Genomic DNA, 20,250 nt, shown 5'->3' with positions numbered 1-20,250 from the left:
CTTCACTCCCCGTCCTCATACTGGGCCTGCTCCTTCCACTGGGCGGCAAATCCGCCCCCGGCATCCATCAGTTCACGGAAGCCACCACTCTCCACCAGACGACCCTCCTGCAGGAATAGAATGGAATCGGTATTGCGGACCCCGGCCAGGCGGTGGGTGATGGTCAGAACCAGGGACTCCTTGCCCAGCGCATCCATCAGGGCTGCCAGTGTAGCGTCATGCTCGCGGTCCACGGCGCTGGTGGCCTCGTCGAAGATATAGACGGGAGAATGCCGCAGGAGCCCGCGGGCAATGGATAGGCGCTGGCGCTGTCCTCCGGAAAGGTTGCCTCCCTCGGGGTCGATAGGAGCGTCCAGTCCGCCCTTGCTTTGGACAAGACCGGTCAGGCCGACCTGATCCAGCGCATCCTGCAGCTCCCAATCCGAGTAGCCCAGTCCAGCCGGGTCCAGATTCGACCTGATGGTCCCGGTGAAGAGGTGATCGGTTCCCCGAACCACGGTCTGTAGGCCGACCAGATCCTCGCGCGACAGGTCGCTGATCTGGCGCCCGCCAATGGACAGCTCTCCGGCATACCCCTGAAGGCGCCCGGACAGCAGGCCCGCCAAGGTGCTCTTGCCGGAGCCCGAAGCGCCGACCAAGCCCACATGTCCCTTGGCAGGCAGATCGAAGTTCAGATCGGTCAGAGCCTGGAAGCCGTCAGGATAGGTGTAGGTCAAATCGCGAGCGCTGATGCCCAGCGAATCATCGCCAGACATATCCGCCTGATCTGCTTGCTTCGAAGCGGATTCCGAGTCAGACTCCCGAACTGCTTCCTCAGAAGTTTCGAGACTCGCTTCCGGAGCCACATCCGAACCCGTACTCTTGCGTGACTCAGGAGTCGTCCCCGGAGCCGCCGACTCCCCGTCGCTCCCCTGCCGCGCCTGGAGAATATCGTCAATGGCCTTGCCCTGCTTGATGGCGACCATGCCGGAATGCATCATATAGACCAGCTGCCGCTCAGGGGCGAAGAGCCGGACCCCAGCCAGGGCGACAACCAGGCAGGACAACACTCGAGCGGGCCCGTCCTGCCCGATCAGGACCGTAGCTGCAACCGCCAGAATAAGACTGGTGTAGATGACCACGTCGGCCTTGATCAGCGAGCGCAGCTGTCCGCCCAGGACCCCCATAGTTATCCGGCGGAACCCCTCGGACTCCTCGGCCAGATCGTCGGCCTGCCGCTGGTCTGCACCGAAGATCTTCAAGGTGTTGAGCCCCCTCAGGGCATGCTCGAAGTGGACGCCGACCTTGTCGTACTTGCGCAGCTGGCCCAGCTGCACCTTGATGTTCTCGCCCATAGTGGGCTTGGAAGCCAGCGGCAGGGCCACCATGCCAATCACGACGATCACCGCAGCCAAAGGGCTGACAGGCAGGAGGACGGCCAGGGTCACGACCAGCATCAGGGCGGTCTGGACCAAAGCTGGAATATAAGCTGTGAAGTAGGAGACGACCGACTTGACCCCCTCGGTCGAAAGCCTGGCCAGGGTCTGCGCCGGAACGCCCAGGTCGTCCTCCTGCCTATTGGGGTCGAACACAGATAGGTACAGGGCCTGGGAGAGCGCCTTGCCCATCCCATCGGCCAGCCGGGCGCTTACGGACCTGGCGATCGCCTGAGTCAGGAACCGAACCAGGATCAGCCCGCCTATCAAGACCGCCAGAGGCCCGGGCCGATTAGGCACCCAGGCAAGGGCATGAGGGACAGGCAGGCCAAGGGAACGGCCCACGGCCGCGATGGCTACCGGCAGGAGGAGCACCTCCGCCAACGCGCCGATCGTCTGCAGGAGGGCCAGCAGGAGGCTGGCGCCCATCCTGGCTCCCGGTAGATGAAGTAGTCGCTTGCTGATCATGCCTGTCCTCCGTGCCGCCTTTCTGATACGCCCCTCTCAGTGGACACTAACAAAATCTCTGCGCGCCAGGCAATACCCTGATTGTGAAGCACTGGCAAGAGGCATAAAAAAATATCATTTACTTTCCCTCCCGGCCCTCCTAAACTTGACGGCACAACCTGAAATCGGCGGATATGGCCTAGGGCCGAGCGACCGCCACCCAGACGGGAGCGATCCTTTATGAAAGCACTGAAGACAAAAGACCTGGTCAACGTCGGTATTTTCACTGCCCTCTACTTCGTCAGCATGGCAGTGGGCAACTTCATCACCGTCTTCCTGGCGGGCCTGGTCATGCCCGGCCTGTCCTCCCTCTTCATCCCCGCTGTGGTGGGGCTGGTCTCCGGCCCGGTCTACATGCTGATGATCCGCCGCGTGCCCAGGTTCGGGGCCATCACCATCGTCGGCGTCATCATGGGCCTATTCCTGCTGGTCTTCGGCCACTTCGCCCTCTCCTTCATCCCCTACGCCTTCTGCGGCCTGCTGGCTGACCTGGTTCAGTCCTCGCTCAGGGAGAGCCGCCCCAACCTGGCCCGCTACCTGAGCTACGTCATCCTCACCTTCGGCTGCACCGGCCCCGTCCTACCCCTCTGGTTCATGAAGGACGCCTATGTGGCCAGCCTAGTCCGCCGCGGCAAGAGCCAGGAGTACATCGACGGGGTCTTCGCACCCATCACCGGAGCCACTTTCCTGGTCTGCATCCTGGCCACCCTGGTCGGCGCCCTTCTCGGTGCATGGATAGGCGCCAGGATCGTCGACAGGCATTTCAACCGGATACCCGCCAAGCAATGAGGCCCATCTCCATCTACACCAGATTCCTGCTGGTCATCTTCGCCAACGCCCTGATCTTCGTCACCCTCCCCACTCCGCTGGTCCTGGCCATCAACATCTACTTCTGCAGCTTCCAGGTCATCGTGGGCAGAGTGAGAAAGGGCCAGGCCTGGCTTCTGGTCTGTCTGGTCTTCGCCCTGGGCGCCTCCCTGGCCATGGTCTTTCCCGAGAACCTGCCGGGGCATTACCTGCTCTTCCTCTTCGTCGGCGTGGGCAGGATCCTCCCCCTGGTGCTGGTCGCGGCCTTCATGATGGGCACCACCAAGGTCTCGGAGCTGGTCTACCTGCTGCGCAAGATCCACGCCCCCCAGTGGCTGGTCATCCCCGTCAGCGTCCTCTTCCGCTTCTTCCCGACCGTCAGGCACGACTATGCCCAGATCAGACGGGCCATGAAGTTCAGGGGGATCGCGGTCACCACCGGGGACATGGTCCGGCATCCGATGCGAACCATGGAGTACATCTACGTTCCCCTGCTCAACAACGCCACCAATGTGGCCTCCGACCTGACCTCGGCCGCCCTGACCAGGGGGATCGGCGACCCCGGGCCCAAGACCTCCATCCAACGGATTGCCTTCACCGGACTGGATGCGCTCATGTGCGCCTTGGGCCTGGTCCTTATGGGATGTGGAGCCTATGTTGCAATGTTCCAGGCTTAGCTTCACCTACGAAGGCGCCAGCCAGCCATCCCTCAAGGAGGTCTCCTGCCGGATGGGTCAGGGACGGCTTACCGTGGTCACCGGGCCGAGCGGTTGCGGCAAGACCACCCTGTCCAGGGTCATCAACGGCCTGATTCCCGAACTCTACGAGGGCAGGCTGGAGGGGGAGTGCCTGATCGGGGGCGAGCCCACCACGGACCGGCCCATCTACCGGCTTTCGGAGCAGGTGGGGTCGGTCTTCCAGAACCCCAAGACCCAGTTCTTCACCACCGACGTCCGCAGCGAGCTGGCCTTCCCCCTGGAGAACACCGGTGTCCAGCCGGAGGCCATCCGGGAGCGTATAGACCAGTTGGCTGACCTCTTCGGCATCGGCCCGCTCATGGACCGGGACATTTTCTCCCTTTCCGGGGGCGAGAAGCAGATAATCGCCATCGCCTCCTCCTGCATGATGGACCCGCAGATCCTGGTCCTGGACGAGCCTTCGGGCAACCTGGACGTCGAAGCGGTGGCCAGTCTGGCGCAGATTTTGGGCCGCTTGAAGGACCGGGGCCTGACCATGGTCCTGATCGAACACCGCCTCTACTACCTGGACGGCCTGGCCGACGACTTCCTAGTCATGAAGGACGGCAGGCTGGCGGAGCACCTGACCCCGGCCGCCATGAGGGGGCTGGATGCCCCGAGTCGCCAGGCCATGGGGCTGCGGGCACTGAATCTGGACGCGACCGAGAATGCGAGCCCCCCAGCCAGGGTCACTACCGAGAAGACCCCCGACCTCTTGCGGGTCAGGAACCTGACCTATGCCTACCATCACGACCAGGCTCCTGCCCTGGATGTGGACGACCTGACCCTGTCCAGCGATGACATCACCGGCATCATCGGCCGCAACGGTGCCGGCAAGAGCACCTTCGCCTCGGTCCTGACCGGACTGCTCAAACCTGGCGACAGGTCGGAAATCAGCCTGAATGGGACCAAGCAGACCGCCAGGGAGCGTGTCGAGGACTCCTACATGGTCTTTCAGGATGTCAACTACCAGCTCTTCAGCGAGACCGTGGAGGGCGAGATGCTCCTTGGGGCCAAACGGACCGACCTCTTTGAGGAGGTGGCACGAAAGCTGGACCTGGAGCGGCTCCTGGGCCGGCACCCCAACACCCTCTCCGGCGGGGAAAAGCAACGGGTGGCCATCGCGGCCGCCATACTGTCGGGCAAGCGCCTGGTGGTTCTGGACGAGCCCACCAGCGGCCTGGACCTGCTCCACATGAACCAGGTGACCGGGATGATCCGCTACATGCGCTCCCTGGGGGTCATGGTGGTCGTCATCTCGCACGACCAGGAGTTCCTGACCCAGACCTGCCAGCGGTTCATCACCTTCCGCCAGGGCAGACCGGTCAGGGACAGCCGCAAACTCGGCAACCTCCTGCAAGCCCTCTGAGCCTCTGAACCCTTGCAGAGTGGGTGAATATGTCGCCGACTTGCAGGCGGTTCTCCTGTGTTCCGGACCCCGCGAACGTATACAGTAGTGGGGAAAAGAGCATCAGGGGGCGTCCCTCGCGTCGGACGGCCCCGCCGCACAGCCAGGGTTACGAGAGGGCATGATGGGCTATATCGACGTCATCGGAGAGACGAAACGGTATGTGACCGGCGAGACGACCATCGTGGCCAACAATGCCGTCACCTTCTCTATCGAGAAGGGCGAGCTGGTGGTCATCCTCGGAGCCTCGGGAGCGGGCAAGTCGACCGTGCTGAACATTCTGGGCGGCATGGACACCTGCAACGAGGGCCAGGTGATCGTGGACGGAAAGGACATCGCCGGCTACGACGCCCGGCAGCTGACCACCTACCGCCGCTACGACGTGGGCTTCGTCTTCCAGTTCTATAACCTGGTGGCCAACCTGACCGCCAGGGAGAACGTGGAGCTGGCCTCGGAGATCGTGGACGATGCCGCCGACCCTGTCCAGACCCTGGTCGACGTGGGCCTGGGCGACCGGATCGACAACTTCCCCGCCCAGCTTTCCGGCGGGGAACAGCAGCGGGTGGCCATCGCCCGGGCCGTGGCCAAGAACCCCAAGATCCTGCTCTGTGACGAACCCACCGGAGCCTTGGACTACCGGACCGGCAAACAGGTGCTGCGCATCCTCCAAGACCAGTGCCGCAAGAATGGCGCCACCGTGGTCATCGTCACCCACAACGCGGCCATCGCCCCCATCGCCGACAGGGTCATCCGCATGCACGACGCTAGGGTCCAGGCCGTGCAGACCAATGACAGCCCTGAAGACATCGAAAACGTGGAGTGGTGAGGATGCAGCCCGTCAGGAAGGTGCTCTGGCACGACATCCGGGTCTCCCTGCGCAAGTCCCTGGGACGGTTCATCTCCATCGTATGCCTGGTGGCGCTGGGTTCCTTCGCCCTGGTCGGGCTGAGCGTGACCGGACCGGACATGCGGCAGGCCGGCAACTCCTACCTGTCCAACCACCATCTGGCCGACCTGATGGTCATCAGCAGCTACGGGCTGGACCAGGAGGATCGGGATGCCATCGACACCGCCCCCGGCAACTCGGGAATCGAATACGGGTATCTGAAAGATGTGGTGCTCAAGGGCACCGACAAGAGCCTGCGCATCTACTCCGCCCCCGACCGGATCTCCACCTACGAACTGGTCGATGGATCCATGCCGACCAGACCCGACCAGATAGCGGTCGACACGGCCCTGGGTGAGAGCCACCCCATCGGCAGCAGCATCCAGGTGGACGAAAAGGCTGACCAGCTGGGCAGAAGGGTCTTGAAGCACCACAAGCTGCGCGTGGTAGGCACGGTCAGGTCAACCGAAATCCTGAGCAAGGTCAACATGGGTCCCTCCACAGCCGGATCCGGATCCCTGGACTCCTACGCAGTGACCACGCCAAAGGCCTTCGACTCGGACGAGTACATGATCGCCCGCCTGACCTTCAAGGATCTGGACCGAATCAGGGACCACTATTCCGACCGGTACATCCAGGCCCTGCAAACCCACAAGGACGACCTGAACCGGATCCTGTCAGGACGCCCCGCCGCCAGGCTGAACGCCATCAAGGCCCCCCTAAAGAAGAAGCTGGACCAGGGGCAGGACCAGGTGAACCAGTCCAAAGACAAACTTGAGAGAAACCGGCAGCAGCTGGACCAGGCCAGGAAGGATCTGGACCGGGGTGGCCAGAGCATCCAGTCCGCAAAGAACCAACTGGCCGCCAAGACGGTACAGGCCCAGGCGGCCATCGACCAAGGACAGCAGGAGATAGACCTGAGCTCGGCCGAGCTGGCCCGAAAGCAGAAGCAGTACCAGTCCTCCGCCAGCCAGGTGGCCCAGGGCAGGCAGCAGGCAGATCGCGGGCAGCAGGCCATCGACCAGGGGCAGGCCAAGCTTGATGGTTCCCGCCAGCAGCTGGAGGGTGGCAAGGCCCAGGCCGACCAGGCTGTGGCCCAGGCCCAGGAAGCGCAGAAGCAATGCAGACAGGGCATTGCACAGGTCACCGGCCTCATTCAGACCATCGACGCCCAACTGGCCACACCCGGGCTGACCCCCCAGCAGCAGGAGGAGCTCAACCGCAAGAAGGCCGGGCTTCAGGCGCAGCTGACCGAGCTCAACCGGCAATCACCGCAAATCGACGCCCTGGCGGCCAAGGCCAAGGCGGGCCGCGATGCCTTCATGACCAACCAGTACACACCCGGCATGGCCCAGGTTGCGACCAACCAGCAGACCCTGGACGCAAAGCGCCGGGAGTTGGCCCAGGCAAGGACCAAAGTTGCGGAAGGCGAGCGCCAACTGGCCCGGAGCAAGGCACAGCTTGACCAAGCCTCAGCTCAGCTGGGTCAAGGCAAGGCCAAGATAGCCCAGGCCCGGCAACAGCTGGCCAGCAGCCGCGCCTCGGCCCAGGGGCAGATTGACCAGGCCCAGGCCACCCTGGATCAGAAAACCGCGGAATACCAGACCAAACTGGACAAGTTCAACAGGGAGAGCCCGGACGCCCAGAAGAAGATCGACGACTCCCAGAAGAAGCTGAACCAGGCGGCCGACCAGCTGAGCCGTCTGGAAAAGCCGGTCTACGCCCTGGACTCACGCCGTGAAGCGCCCGGCTCAGAGGGCTACAAGGTCTACGCATCCGTCTCCTTCATCGTGGACTCGCTGGCCAAGGTCTTCCCCTACTTTATGTATTTGGTTGCTGCCCTGGTCACCTTCACCACCATGACGCGTTTCGTGGACGAGGAGCGGATCAACGCCGGAACGCTCAAGGCCCTGGGCTACAGGGACCGGGATGTCATGGCCAAGTTCCTGGTTTATGGCGGAGCGGCTTCCGCCCTGGGCGCGCTTCTGGGTATCATCACCGGCCACACCCTCCTACCCTGGATCGTCTACCAGGCCTATGCCCATGCCTTCGACATGCCGCCCATCCACTACGGCTTCCACCTGCCCATCACCCTTCTGGCCTGCCTGCTGGCCTTCCTGAGCGCCGTGGTTCCGGCCTTCCTGAGCGCCTGGCGGGAGCTGCGCGAGAAGCCGTCGGCCCTCCTCCTGCCCAAGCCCCCCAGCGCCGGATCAAAGATCTTCCTGGAGCGCATCCCCCTGATCTGGAACCGGCTCAACTTCACCCACAAGGTCACCGCCCGAAACATCTTCCGCTACAAGCAGCGGATGCTGATGACCATCTTCGGAGTCTGCGGATCGGTGGCCCTCCTGATGGCAGGATTCGGTGTGCAGGGGTCCATCTCGGCCATCAACGAGCACCAATTCGGCCAAGTCATTCGCTACGACCTGATCGCTGCCGAGAACAGCCAGGCAACCACCGACCAGCGTCAATCCATCAAAAAACGGCTGGAAAAGCCAGATGTGAGCCGTTCCCTGAACGTGCGCTACGAGGAGATGAGCAAGACGGCCGGCCACAACGCCGACAAGCAGTCCATCACCATGATCGCGCCGGCCAACGCCGAGCACCTGGACGACTTCATCCGCATAAACACCCGGTCTAGGCACAAGCCCCTGAACCTCAAGGGCGACGGTGTGATCCTCTCCGAGCGAATCGCTCAGCTGACAGGGACCAAGACCGGCGACAGAATCACCCTGCAGGATTCAGGTGGCAGGAACAGAACCATGCGGGTGGATGGAATCTGCGAGATGTACCTGGGGCACTTCGTCTTCATGAGCCCATCGGCCTACAGGACCGTCTTCCACCAGGACTTCTCGCCCAACGCCCACCTAGTCACCTTCAAGGACTCCAGCGCGGAGAACACCAGAAGACAGGCCGCCTCCTTCATGCGGATCGACGGGATCCAGGGAGTGGTGCAAAACACGACCCTGATGAGCCAGATTGACACCGTGGTCACGTCCCTGAACATGATCATGCAGGTGCTGATCATCGTGGCCACCCTGCTGGCCCTGGTCATCCTCTACAATCTGACCAACCTGAACGTGGAGGAGCGGATCCGCGAGCTGAGCACTATCAAGGTGCTGGGCTTCTACGACCGCGAGGTGACCATGTACATCTACCGGGAGACCATCCTCCTATCGGCTATCGGCGTCCTGGCCGGGTACGGGTTCGGGGCCTGGCTGCACCACTACATCATCACCACCGTCCCTCCGGACAACGTCCTCTTTGACCCCTCCATCAGCTGGGTGGCCTTCGTCGTGCCCCTGGTCATGATCACCGTCATCACGGCCGGCCTGGGCTGGATGGTCAACAACAAGCTCAAGCATGTGGACATGCTGGAGGCCCTCAAGTCGGTGGACTAGGCCATATCGGCATTTACCCATGCTGATGGCGTAAGCTGGCACTCCAAGAGTCCATAAGTCCATGCCATTGAGCCATTGAGAATCCAGAAAGCGGAGGACGACGGTGCTGCAGATCGAACACATCTCCAAACAATACAAAACAGGGGACTTCGTCCAGCAGGCCTTGAATGATGTCAGCGTCAACCTGCGCGACAACGAGTTCGTGGCCATCCTGGGCCCCTCCGGCTCCGGCAAGACCACCCTGCTCAACATCATCGGCGGGCTGGACCGCTACGACCAGGGCGACCTGATCATCAACGGCACCTCCACCAAAAAGTACAAGGACCGTGACTGGGACTCCTACCGCAACCACACCGTGGGCTTCGTCTTCCAGAGCTACAACCTGATCCCCCACCAGAGCATCCTGTCCAACGTTGAGCTGGCCCTGACCATCTCGGGCGTACACCGGCAGGAGCGGCGGGAGCGGGCCAGGAGGGCCCTGGAGCAGGTGGGGCTGGGCCAGCACGTGAACAAGCGACCCAACCAGCTCTCGGGCGGGCAGATGCAGCGGGTGGCCATCGCCAGGGCCCTGGTCAACAACCCCCGCATCCTCCTGGCTGACGAGCCCACCGGAGCCTTGGACTCCGAGACCTCCATCCAGATCATGGACCTACTCAAGGAGGTGGCCCAGGACCGGCTGGTGGTCATGGTCACCCACAACCCGGAGCTAGCCCACCAGTACGCCACCAGAATCGTAGAGCTGCACGACGGCTCCGTGATCAGCGACTCCGACCCCCTGCCCGACGACCAGGTGCCCATTCGCCGGGCCCGCCACCGCACCTTCGGCAAGGCCTCCATGGGGTTGCTGACATCCTTGTCGTTGAGTTTCAACAATCTTCGAACCAAGAAAGCCAGGACTGCACTCACAGCCTTCGCCGGATCCATCGGCATTATCGGCATCGCCCTGATCCTGTCCGTATCCACTGGGGTCAACCGCTACATCGACAGGGTGCAGCGGGAGACCATGACCTCCTACCCCATCACCATTCAGGAGCAGTCCTTCGACCTGAACAAGATAGTGGACTCCGCCCAGGAATCCCAGAAGGAGGCCAAGGCCCACAAGAATCTCAAGGCCATCCAGCCGGACGACTCCAGCATCAAGGGGGCCTCCAGCCTTACTAGCAGCATCACCCAGAACAATCTGACTGACTTCAAAAAATACTTGGACAACCCCAAGAGCGAAATCCACCAGTACGTGGGGTCCGTTGGCATCCAGTATTCCTACGCCACCAAGTTTTCGGTCTTCGGGCACGATCCGGACGGCAAGCTGGTCTCTGCGGACAAGGTGACTATGAGCGGGCAGGACGACGCCAGCTCCACCGCCAGCCAGATGGCCACGGCCAACACCGACAGCGACATGGGCGACATCCAGTCCATGCAGATGTCCTACCTGACCGGCAAGACCGAGAAGAACAAGGCCCCGGAGATCTTCGGCGAAATCATGCCGGGGGCCGATGCCAAGACCACCATCAGCAAGGTGGTGACCGACAACTACCAGGTGGTGAACGGCACCTGGCCCAAGGCCAAGGACCAGGTGGTCCTGGTGCTGGACAAGAACAACCAGATGCCCGTCACCAGCCTCTACAAGCTGGGCATCCTCCCCTCCAGCCAGTACACCGACATGATGAACAAGCTCAACAGCGGCCAGGAGGTCAAGGTCGACACCAAGCCCATCGAATACGCCAAGGCCATGGACCAGAAGCTTTCCCTGGTGCCCGCTGCGAACCAGTATGCCAAGGGGACCGACGGCCACTACTATTACATCGGCGACAGCACCGACCAGATGTCCAAGGCCGCCGACCAGGGTCTGCAGTTGCACATCGTCGGCATCGTTCGCCCCAACCAGGGGGCCAAGGCCACGCCGCTCAAGGTGGGCGTCGGGTACACCCGCCAGCTGACCGATTACCTGATTGACCAGGCCAAGACCAGCCCCATCGTCACCGACCAGGAGGCTGACCAAGGCCACAGCGTCCTCAACGGGATGGCCTTCGCTCCCTCCGACGATGCGGCCAAGGCCAACGATGCCAAGGCCTACATCGCATCGTTGGGCGTTAGCCAGAAGGCCAGCATGGCCCAGGAGATCATGAAAGGCTCGGCAGCCATGGCCGGCCAGGAGGCCCAGAGCCGGGCTGGGGCCGCTGCCAGAGCCCAAAGTTCTGCAGGCATCCCCACGGGGGCCTCAGCTGAGCAACAGACGGCCCAGGCCTTCGACCAGTACATCGCCACCGCCCCGCAGGACGCCCTGGTCGCCATCTACAACCAGTACGTCTCCACAGGCACCTACGCCGACAACCTGAGCGACTTCGGCCTGATCTCCCGGGACGCCCCCTCCCGCATCAGCATCTACACGGACAGTTTCGAGAACAAGAATTCCGTGGGTGACGCCATCAAGCACTACAACAACAAGGCCGCGGAGAAGAACAGGATCGTCTATACCGACTACGTGGGCCTGATGATGAATTCGGTCACCACCATCATCAACGTCATCACCTACGTGCTGATAGCCTTCGTCGGTGTCTCGCTGGTGGTCTCCTCCATCATGATCGGCATCATCACCTACATATCGGTTCTGGAGCGGACCAAGGAGATCGGCATCCTCCGCGCCATGGGCGCCTCCAAGCGGAACGTCTCCAACGTCTTCAACGCCGAAACCGGCCTCATCGGTCTTCTGGCCGGCTTGCTGGGAGTGGGCATCACCCTGCTGCTGATCATTCCGGCCAACAGCATCATGCATCACTTCATGGGGACTACCGAGGTAAATGCAGCCCTACCTGCCTCGGGCGGGATAGCCTTGGTCATTCTGAGCGTGGTCCTGACTCTGATCGGCGGCTTGATCCCCTCACGGAAGGCGGCCAAGCAGGATCCTGCCACCGCCCTGCGCACCGAGTGAGACAGTGGCATTGGGTGACACCGGCAAAGAAGTGAATTCCCGCACAGTCGGGCCCTAAGGGCGGTCCCTCTTTACTCAGGAATGCCATAATGAACCCCGTGAATGAGCAATCCAATCAGATGACAGATCAACAGAAGAGACAGCCCCTCTTCCCCGGGCGGGCCTTTATCAGCACCGTCCTGGACGTGGTCGAGAGCAAGAAGACCATGAGCGGCGCCCTGACCGGCAAGTACATGCAGCGAGCCACCATGGCGGGCCTTTTTGTGGGCATTTTCTTCACGGCCTTCTTCGTCATCATGGGCCAGGCCAGCCAGAACCCCGCCGACCACGGCCTGATCCTGGCAGGCCGGGTCCTGGCGGCGACCACCTTCGGCTGGGCCCTGGTCCTGATCTACTACACCAACTCGGAACTGCTGACGTCCAACATGATGGTGGTCACCATAGGCGCCTATCACAAGCGCCTGGGCTGGCTGGCCTCCCTGAGGATCCTCGTCCTCTGCCTTCTGGGCAACCTGGCCGGAGCCCTGATCGTGGCCGTCATCCTGCGATTCTCATCCATCGTCAGCGGTCCCACCCTGGACCAGATGCTTGCGGCCGCGGCGACCAAGACCGGCTACGTCTCCGGCGGCCCCATGGGCTTCGCTGACTTGTTCGTGCGCGGCATCCTGTGCAACTTCTGCATCAACATCGCCATGCTCATGGTCTACAACGGCAAGCTTTCCAACGACTTCACCAAGTGCATCATCATGGTCGTGGCCGTCTTCGTCTTCGCCTTCTGTGGGTTCGAGCACTCAATAGCGGATTCGGCCCTCTTCCTCATCCTGGGCGTCTTCGGGCGGGTCAACGCCTGGAAGGCAATCCTGGTAGTCCTGGTGGCCATGCTGGGCAACTACATAGGCGGTGGCATCCTGATTGGTCTGAACTTCGCCACCATGAACGACGAGCGCCACTTCAAGGCCTGAGAGCTTTCCCGTCAGCCGCCATCCACCTGCTTTGGTTTTATACGCGCATTCGAGCCTAAGCGAAGTCACCCATCATGAAAAACTCGAAAACCTATGTATAAGCAGAAAACGAAGATTCCTGATGAGCGAGACTGAAACGGCAGCCTACAAGTCCCTGGTGCAGGCATTCTACAACCAGGTCTTCACTCGGGGAGACACCAGCAATATCGACAGGTTCATGCGGGACGACTACATCCAGCACAATCCAACCTGTGCCGACGGGAAAGCGGGTTTCCTGGAGTCCATCAAGGGCTTCCTGTCCCTTGACCCGCTAATCGATCTCATCGAGCACAACGTGAAAGGCGTACAATCCCGCAACAGCAACGGTCTCTTCTGACCTCCAGCGGTATAAGAGAACGAAAACAAAGCAGGCAGGGAGACGCCGCAACCGCTCCAGGATACGGATACCTCTTTTAAGCTGAGTCCAAAATCCTCCTCAACCATCCAAACGCCTGCAACATTGATATGTTGAGCCAAGACGAATCCAGCTGCTGCCGTGTCGTTTTGCTGACGTTATAATCGCAGTCTGCTCGGCAATCCGTCTGTGTGGAAGAGAACCCACTCATGCATTCAGGACTTTCTTCACAATGGTCCGGGCCTCCCGGTCTCCTCTTCGGCGTTCTGTCGGCAGCCGTCACCACCCTGGTCTCCGGCCTGTTCGAGCGTGGTTCCCAGGCTCTGATTGACCGCCGCCACCAGCGCTGAAAGCATAGGATGCTGACTGGCAACCAGGCAGTGCTCGATAACGCTGATTGCGTGATTTTGACGACAAAGTCTTGCATCGGCAGGCATTGACGGCCAGAATGTCAAAATGACCTTAGCAAATTCACAGAAAACCCCGGCCACGAATCCAGCCGACAATCCCACCATAAGGACCTTGCTTGAGCGACGCTCCATCCGTGGATTCACCGACGAGCCGGTTGACGACCAAACCGTCGCCCTGCTGGAGCAGGCGGCCCAGCATGCAGCGACCAGCCGGTATTTCCATGAATGGTCGGCCATCAGGGTCACTGATCATGATGAGGCGCTTGCCATCGCCGATATGGCCCATCAGCACTATGTCGCCGAAGCTCCGCTGCTCTACATCTTCCTAGCCGACCAGCGTCGCAATGCAGATCTGGTTCGACGCTTCGCCGATGATGTGGATCCCGATACCACCCTGCTCAACACCGGGTATGTCTTCCTGCAGTCGCAGAACGATGCGGTCTTGGCCCTGCACGCCATGGAGACCGCAGCCAACGCCTTGGGCCTGGGCGGAGTCATTCTGGGCAGCGTCATCAATGACACCAACAGATTGATTGATCTGCTGAAGCTGCCCAAACTGGTCTATCCGGTCTTGGGGCTTGCCATCGGCCACCCGGCCCAGGATCCAGATCCCAAGCCCAGGATGCCTCGTCAGGCGCAAATCTTCACCAACACCTATCAGAGGGCCGACGACGATGCAGATATGAAGGATGCCCTGGCTGACTTCGACCAGACGGTCACCCGTTATTATCGAGACATCCGGCACATGGACGATCCCCACCGCTCATTCAGCGCCATGATGGCTGACAAGGTTCGTAACCCTGCCTCCGGCCATGAACCCATGCTGGATTCGATCCGCCGACAGGGATTCGACCCAGCCTGCTAGAGCAACGAAATTGCTGCTAGCCAGTCAATCGTAATGGCCACCCGATAAGTTCACCCGCCTAGTTCACCAGCCTTAGGCGAATAGACAAAATCCAATCGGCCCCAAGTAGCGAGATCAGTGGAATCCAATCTTGCTGCTTGGGGCCGTCAGAATCAATCGGAATCAACTTGGCAATCACCAAGAATACAGGTTTGCAACAGGCAATGGCTGCCTCACCTTCGACGAGGCTTGTACCCACGTTTGCGGCTGTGTGGTTTCAAAGCTCGCGAGGCAGTCCTCATACGCTGGTAGGAGCCCGGCTCATGGCTAGTTAGATGCCAGCTTCCGCAGTAATCGCAACGGTAGACCCACAGAAGAACGTTGCGTTCGACCATGCTGCGGTCGGCGGCCTGCTGGGCCTTGGCCCGATCGTGATACATGATCTTGGACGTAGCAGCGCAACGTCGTGGGGTGAAATAATGCATGACAGCGTACGACTACCTCGAAACCGGTCTAATTATCCTTCTGCGTACTTTTGCACTCATGACGCCCAATACCCGATAAGACAGGCCCTGCCAAATGACGCAAACCGATGATGCAAGAAGATTGATGCAAGATCAGACTGGCAGAGCACAATCCTTCATAACCTGAAGCGGCAGGGCAGAAACCGAACGGACGTGAGTGACCCTACAGCAGGCAGGGATCAGGGCAGGTCGTGACCGGCGCTCAGATAGAGATCGTACCATTCCTGGGCGGTCAGATCCACATCTGCACCAGCTGCCATCTGGGTGATGCGTTCAGGATTCATGGATCCCAGGAGCACCTGTATGCCGGCGGGGTGCCGCAGAATCCAAGCCACTGCGATTGCACTCTTGGTCACTCCATGCTGCTTGGCCAGTTTGTCCAGCTCGGCATTGAGTTCGGGGTAGTGGGGATTGTCCAGGAAGACCCCGTCGAAGTATCCGGTCTGGAAGGGACTCCAGGCCTGAATGGTCATGGACTTCAGCCGTGAATAGGCCAGAAGACCGCCATCGTGGTCCAGGCTGGGATCGTCGCCCATATTGACGTGGATCTCCTGGTCGACCATGCCGGTGTGCCCCAGACCGAACTGCAGCTGGTTGACCTCCAACCGCTGGCTTACCGCGCTCTGCAGCAGCTCCACCTGCATGGGGTTGACGTTGCTGACGCCGAAGTGCCGAACCTTCCCGCTGGACTGCAGTTCATTGAAGGCTTCAGCCAAATCGTCCAAGTCGACCAGGGTGTCGGGGCGATGCAGCAGCACGAAGTCGACATGGTCGGTCTGCAGATTGACCAGCTCTTCATCCAGGGCTTTCAGCAGATGATCCTTGGAGAAGTCATAGCGAGTGATCTGGTCGCTGTCCGGGTTGCGGAAAATGCCGAACTTGGTCTGGATGCCCACGCTGTCACGGTCTACGCTCAGATCCTTCAGAGCCTGCCCCAGGGCGCGGCTGCTGGCCCCAGCATGGTAGCAGTCTGCTGTATCAAAGAAGTCCACGCCCGCATTCATGGCCGTCTCCACAATGGTCCGCGCCTCCTCGCGGCTCTTCTGATCGATCCGCATGACCCCCAGGGCCACACGGGAGGCCCGGAATCCTGACCGTCCTAAATTCATGTATCGCACAATGTCCTCCTCGTGATTGACGTCTAAGCTCGAGTCTACCCGTATCAGCTACCTCCAGCCTGGTGCGGCTACTCCAGCAGGTTGCTACGCAGGGCCTCCACCTGGTCCGGCCCGAACCCCAAAGCCTGACGCGCATAGGCGAAGACATCCCCGTAGGCCTCGACCATGGCTTCTTGGGCATGAGCCAGGTACTCTTTCTTGACGCAGAGCGCAATTTGTAGCGCATCCAACGAATCCTGGTCAAAGCCTTTGGCGCGGAATTGGTCCAGCAGTTGATTATTGGCCCCGACCCTCTCTTGGTTGGTCTTCAGATAGTCCGCGAATATCTGGTCGTCGTCCACCTCCAGCAGCCAGAGCACCAGTGCCGCGGCGAATCCGGTCCGGTCCTTGCCGGCAAAGCAGTGGAAAAGAGTGGCCCCTTGGGTGTTGTCCACGACGATGCGCAGGAACCTCCCATACCCCTGCTGGGCCGCAGGACTCATGACCAGGTCATGGTAAACATTCAGCATGTGCCCGTTGACCTGATCCGCAGAACCTATCGAGGCGAAATCGTCCAGGCTGGCGCTGTTGGTGCCGCTTTGCTCCAGCAGATCAATGTTGGTAAAGGTCACACCGTCGAGCCGGTCGTCTGGACTTTCCTGTATCTCGAAAGGCCGGCGGAAGTCCACAACCTGGGTCACCTGGTAGCGGTCGACCAGCTCCCTCTTAGTTTCTTCGTCCAGACCCACTAATTGCCCGGAGCGGATGAACTTATGGGGACGGACCAGACGGCCATGAATGGTCCGTATACCTCCCAGATCACGAAAATTGGTAATGTTCATCGACGACCTCCTTAATATCCGCCCTGTCTCTAAGCCACCCCCGCCTCCATAAAAATAACAGGAGCCCGGTGTACCAGCGCACAATCAACAAGCAACAAGCATTGCACCCAAGGTACCATCCCTGTTGCTATGCAGACACACTATGGTTGGCGTCAAAAGCCGCTGTCGAGGAACTAGATGGGTTTCTGTCACCGCTTTGCGGTGAGGGCATGTCTGATGGGAGTGCTGCCTCCGACGATGTTGTAGATCCGGCCTACGGTCTGCGGCAGGTCAACGCAGTCGGCCAGGCATTGTGCCACATCGGGGATCGGTATGGGTCCGGGCCCGTCTGGCTCTACCTGAATGACTCCGGTGCCCTTCTGCTCGGTCAGGCTGCCCGGCTCGATGATGGTGTAGTCCAGTCCGGAGCCGATCAGGTACTGGTCCGCCATGTTCTTGGTCACGTAGTAATCGGCGAGGGCATCAATGGCAGGCTTGACCTGGGGCTGCTCCCAGCGCAGCCAGTCGGCTGCATACATGGCCCCCAACATGACGTACCTGGTGATGCCGACCGCTTTGGCGGCCTCTATGGTCTTCATTGCTCCCAGGGCATCGATCTGGTTGATGTCTTTGCCACGCGAACCAGCAGTGAAAACAACGGCGTCCGCATGCATCTTGCGGAACACGTCGGTTACCTGGGGGAGCGGGTCATGCAGATCCAGGGTCGTAGGCTCCACCTGCCGGCTGGCCGGAATCTTCGAGGCTCCTCGTGCGCAGGCCACCACCTCATGGCCGGCTTTGACCAGATCCTCCAGTGTCAATGCACCCACTCTGCCGGTAGCTCCTACAAGAATGATTCTTTTGCCCATGCTCATCCGCTTTCTTCGCCTATGTATTTACGCGCCTGATTTGGCTGTTTTCATTTTAGGTGTCCTAGACCATAAATAACAGGTGGCAAAGTGAAGGACAGTTGCGGCATCAGTGCTCCCGAAGATCAAATCGCAGACTGCCCAAGTGAAAGGCAACCTTACTTGTCCCGATTAACCATGTTCCCCTGCTTGGCGTGCGTCTTTGTGCAGGGTGGCTGGAATCATGGAGTCTGGGTCTGAGACAGGTATAAGAAAAGGGAGGTATCCTCAGGAACTGTCTCCTGAGAATACCTCCCTTTTTTTCGTGTTGTGGCGGCGGTGTGCTACTCTCCCACACTCTTCCGGGTGCAGTACCATTGCCGTGCTGGGTCTTAGCTTCCGGGTTCGGAATGGGACCGGGCGTCTCCCCCAGGCCATGACCGCCGCGAATCTTCAATTGCATCCGATCCCGTGGGGGGTCGGGGTGTCCTGGCGGCTTGGGGACCGGATGGTGGACGCGTGTCTCGTGTTCTTCGATCGCCTGCGAATGTTCGTGCATATTGCCGCAGGCAGGCTTCGCAGCAGGGTTGATGCCGCCACCCCTGTAAGGGGTGGGTGTTGTGTTGTCTTCGACCATTAGTGCCGGTCGGCTCCGCCCCTTGCGGGGTGTCCACGTCCGGTCTATCGACCATGTGTTCTGCATGGGGTCTTCAGAAGCCCGGGGGCTTCATGGAATCCTTATCTTGGAGGGGGCTTCCCGCTTAGATGCTTTCAGCGGTTATCCCATCCGAACGTAGCCAACCGGCCGTGCCGCTGGCGCGACAACCGGCATACCAGAGGTTCGTCCACCCAGGTCCTCTCGTACTATGGGCAGGGCTCCTCAAGATTCCAACGAGCGCAGAGGATAGAGACCAAACTGTCTCACGACGTTCTGAACCCAGCTCGCGTGCCGCTTTAATCGGCGAACGGCCGAACCCTTGGGACCTGCTCCAGCCCCAGGATGCGACGAGCCGACATCGAGGTGCCAAACCATCCCGTCGATATGGACTCTTGGGGATGATCAGCCTGTTATCCCCGGGGTACCTTTTATCCGTTGAGCGATGCCGCGTCCGTACGCCGGCACCGGATCACTATCTCCGACTTTCGTCCCTGCTCGACCCGTCGGTCTCGCAGTCAAGCTCCCTTGTGCGATTGCACTCAACACCCGATTGCCAACCGGGCTGAGGGAACCCTTGGGCGCCTCCGTTACTCTTTGGGAGGCAACCGCCCCAGTTAAACTACCCGCCAGGCACTGTCCCTGGCCGGGATGACCGGCCGAGGTTAGAGGCCAGATGAGGACAGAGCGGTATTTCACATTCCGGCTCCACGGATGCTGGCGCACCCGCTTCGAAGCCTCCCGCCTATGCTACACAGTCCGCACCTAACGCCAATACCAAGGTATAGTAAAGGTCCCGGGGTCTTTTCGTCCTTCTGCGCTTAACGAGCATCTTTACTCGTACTGCAATTTCGCCGAGCTCCTGGTCGAGACAGTGGGGAAGTCGTTACGCCATTCGTGCAGGTCGGAACTTACCCGACAAGGAATTTCGCTACCTTAGGATGGTTATAGTTACCACCGCCGTTTACCGGGGCTTGAATTCACCGCTGCCCCCTCCGAAGAGGGATGACGGATCCTCTTAACCTTCCGGCACCGGGCAGGCGTCAGTGCATATACAGCGACTTACGTCTTCGCATGCACCTGTGTTTTTGGTAAACAGTCGCTACCCCCTGGTCTGTGCCGCCCCCGCCGGCTCCGCGCGTGAAGCGCCTCACCGGCAGGGGCCTCCCTTATACCGAAGGCACGGGAGTGATTTGCCGAGTTCCTTGACCAGGATTCGCTCGATCGCTTTGGTATACTCTACCTGACCACCAGTGTCGGTTTGGGGTACGGGCGGCGCCACTCCTCACGCCGAAGCTTTTCTCGACGGAACGGCACACCGGATTCGGGGCACAAGACCCCCCATCATCACACCTCACGCTCATGCCGGGCGGATTTGCCTGCCCGACGCGCCGCATGCTTGACCACGGACAACCACCACCGCGGCCCGGCTCCCGTTCCGTGTCACTCCCGCGCTACCCGCCACGCATCCACACGCCGGTCCCATGCCATCGGACGGTCCGAAGACCGCCACCCGACACAGGTAAGGGCACGCTTCCGCGTCTTGGATTGGACGGCTTGACGCCGGTAGGAGAATATCGACTCCTTCATCCATTCGACTACGCC

At 60.7% G+C, this 20,250-nt stretch carries 15 protein-coding genes and 2 rRNA genes (1 of these 17 cut by a window edge); 10 read left to right on the top strand and 7 right to left on the bottom strand.

Annotation, left to right across the window (positions count from 1 at the left end; translation table 11 throughout):
• Positions 1–2 precede the first annotated feature (2 nt).
• Positions 3–1,883, bottom strand: a complete 1,881-nt coding sequence (locus tag H3T93_RS08780) for an ABC transporter ATP-binding protein/permease (protein WP_144178642.1) — start codon at positions 1,881–1,883, stop codon at positions 3–5.
• Between the two features lie 219 nt (positions 1,884–2,102).
• On the opposite strand from H3T93_RS08780, the gene H3T93_RS08775 reads away from it, so the two are divergent.
• From H3T93_RS08775 to H3T93_RS08730, 10 genes are all read left to right on the top strand, one after another.
• Positions 2,103–2,711, top strand: coding sequence for an MptD family putative ECF transporter S component (locus H3T93_RS08775; protein WP_015021078.1), 609 nt, complete (start codon positions 2,103–2,105; stop codon positions 2,709–2,711).
• Complete coding sequence (locus H3T93_RS08770; protein WP_045923762.1) at positions 2,708–3,406, top strand: energy-coupling factor transporter transmembrane component T; 699 nt, start codon at positions 2,708–2,710, stop codon at positions 3,404–3,406. Before H3T93_RS08775 ends, H3T93_RS08770 begins: the two co-directional genes overlap by 4 nt.
• The gene (locus H3T93_RS08765; protein WP_186364004.1) at positions 3,384–4,835 is read left to right on the top strand and encodes an ABC transporter ATP-binding protein; all 1,452 of its coding nucleotides are present in this window, start codon (positions 3,384–3,386) and stop codon (positions 4,833–4,835) included. Before H3T93_RS08770 ends, H3T93_RS08765 begins: the two co-directional genes overlap by 23 nt.
• A 163-nt stretch (positions 4,836–4,998) precedes the next feature.
• On the top strand, positions 4,999–5,700 hold the full coding sequence (locus H3T93_RS08760) for an ABC transporter ATP-binding protein (RefSeq protein ID WP_144178664.1): 702 nt from the start codon (positions 4,999–5,001) through the stop codon (positions 5,698–5,700).
• A 2-nt stretch (positions 5,701–5,702) separates the two neighbouring features.
• Entirely contained in the window at positions 5,703–9,161 is a 3,459-nt protein-coding gene (locus tag H3T93_RS08755) for an FtsX-like permease family protein (RefSeq protein ID WP_144178646.1), read from the top strand.
• Between the two features lie 103 nt (positions 9,162–9,264).
• Positions 9,265–12,090: an ABC transporter ATP-binding protein/permease gene (locus H3T93_RS08750; protein ID WP_144178648.1), complete on the top strand. Its 2,826-nt coding sequence runs from the start codon at positions 9,265–9,267 to the stop codon at positions 12,088–12,090.
• Between the two features lie 119 nt (positions 12,091–12,209).
• On the top strand, positions 12,210–13,052 hold the full coding sequence (locus tag H3T93_RS08745) for a formate/nitrite transporter family protein (protein ID WP_232348794.1): 843 nt from the start codon (positions 12,210–12,212) through the stop codon (positions 13,050–13,052).
• Positions 13,053–13,173: 121 nt separating this feature from the next.
• A complete protein-coding gene (locus H3T93_RS08740; protein ID WP_144178650.1) occupies positions 13,174–13,428 on the top strand; it encodes a nuclear transport factor 2 family protein in 255 nt (84 codons plus the stop codon).
• Between the two features lie 227 nt (positions 13,429–13,655).
• Positions 13,656–13,796: a hypothetical protein gene (locus tag H3T93_RS08735; protein WP_186364005.1), complete on the top strand. Its 141-nt coding sequence runs from the start codon at positions 13,656–13,658 to the stop codon at positions 13,794–13,796.
• 106 nt (positions 13,797–13,902) lie between these two features.
• Positions 13,903–14,721 (top strand): nitroreductase family protein, encoded by an 819-nt coding sequence (locus H3T93_RS08730; RefSeq protein WP_144178652.1) that lies wholly within the window; start codon positions 13,903–13,905, stop codon positions 14,719–14,721.
• 212 nt (positions 14,722–14,933) lie between these two features.
• On the opposite strand, the gene H3T93_RS09205 is transcribed toward H3T93_RS08730, so the two are convergent.
• From H3T93_RS09205 to H3T93_RS08705, 6 genes are all read right to left on the bottom strand, one after another.
• On the bottom strand, positions 14,934–15,185 hold the full coding sequence (locus H3T93_RS09205; protein WP_046322106.1) for a hypothetical protein: 252 nt from the start codon (positions 15,183–15,185) through the stop codon (positions 14,934–14,936).
• 218 nt (positions 15,186–15,403) lie between these two features.
• Positions 15,404–16,342: an aldo/keto reductase gene (locus H3T93_RS08725; RefSeq protein ID WP_110424647.1), complete on the bottom strand. Its 939-nt coding sequence runs from the start codon at positions 16,340–16,342 to the stop codon at positions 15,404–15,406.
• A 68-nt stretch (positions 16,343–16,410) separates the two neighbouring features.
• Positions 16,411–17,163 carry a tyrosine-protein phosphatase gene (locus H3T93_RS08720; RefSeq protein WP_144178654.1) on the bottom strand — a complete coding sequence of 251 codons (753 nt, stop codon included), beginning with the start codon at positions 17,161–17,163 and terminating at the stop codon, positions 16,411–16,413.
• A gap of 188 nt (positions 17,164–17,351) precedes the next feature.
• Complete coding sequence (locus H3T93_RS08715; RefSeq protein WP_144178656.1) at positions 17,352–18,017, bottom strand: NAD(P)H-binding protein; 666 nt, start codon at positions 18,015–18,017, stop codon at positions 17,352–17,354.
• A 304-nt stretch (positions 18,018–18,321) separates the two neighbouring features.
• Positions 18,322–18,438, bottom strand: a 5S ribosomal RNA gene (rrf, locus tag H3T93_RS08710).
• Positions 18,439–18,607: 169 nt separating this feature from the next.
• Positions 18,608–20,250, bottom strand: a 23S ribosomal RNA gene (locus H3T93_RS08705); it runs 1,613 nt beyond the window's last position.

Source organism: Bifidobacterium sp. M0404 (assembly GCF_016101415.1).
Classification (GTDB): Bacteria; Actinomycetota; Actinomycetes; order Actinomycetales; family Bifidobacteriaceae; genus Bombiscardovia; species Bombiscardovia polysaccharolytica.
The sequence above is the reverse complement of the archived record's forward strand: the minus strand, read 5'-3'. Positions and strand labels throughout refer to the sequence as shown.

Excerpts from the sequence above, each read along its gene's own strand:
- H3T93_RS08720 (WP_144178654.1), bottom strand. The coding sequence starts at position 17,163 with ATGAACATTACCAATTTTCGTGATCTGGGAGGTATACGGACCATTCAT.
- H3T93_RS08740 (WP_144178650.1), top strand. The coding sequence starts at position 13,174 with ATGAGCGAGACTGAAACGGCAGCCTACAAGTCCCTGGTGCAGGCATTC.
- H3T93_RS08780 (WP_144178642.1), bottom strand. The coding sequence starts at position 1,883 with ATGATCAGCAAGCGACTACTTCATCTACCGGGAGCCAGGATGGGCGCC.
- H3T93_RS08775 (WP_015021078.1), top strand. The coding sequence starts at position 2,103 with ATGAAAGCACTGAAGACAAAAGACCTGGTCAACGTCGGTATTTTCACT.
- H3T93_RS08715 (WP_144178656.1), bottom strand. The coding sequence starts at position 18,017 with ATGAGCATGGGCAAAAGAATCATTCTTGTAGGAGCTACCGGCAGAGTG.
- H3T93_RS08730 (WP_144178652.1), top strand. The coding sequence starts at position 13,903 with ATGACCTTAGCAAATTCACAGAAAACCCCGGCCACGAATCCAGCCGAC.
- H3T93_RS08760 (WP_144178664.1), top strand. The coding sequence starts at position 4,999 with ATGGGCTATATCGACGTCATCGGAGAGACGAAACGGTATGTGACCGGC.
- H3T93_RS08755 (WP_144178646.1), top strand. The coding sequence starts at position 5,703 with ATGCAGCCCGTCAGGAAGGTGCTCTGGCACGACATCCGGGTCTCCCTG.
- H3T93_RS08745 (WP_232348794.1), top strand. The coding sequence starts at position 12,210 with ATGACAGATCAACAGAAGAGACAGCCCCTCTTCCCCGGGCGGGCCTTT.
- H3T93_RS08770 (WP_045923762.1), top strand. The coding sequence starts at position 2,708 with ATGAGGCCCATCTCCATCTACACCAGATTCCTGCTGGTCATCTTCGCC.
- H3T93_RS08735 (WP_186364005.1), top strand. The coding sequence starts at position 13,656 with ATGCATTCAGGACTTTCTTCACAATGGTCCGGGCCTCCCGGTCTCCTC.
- H3T93_RS09205 (WP_046322106.1), bottom strand. The coding sequence starts at position 15,185 with ATGCATTATTTCACCCCACGACGTTGCGCTGCTACGTCCAAGATCATG.
- H3T93_RS08765 (WP_186364004.1), top strand. The coding sequence starts at position 3,384 with ATGTTGCAATGTTCCAGGCTTAGCTTCACCTACGAAGGCGCCAGCCAG.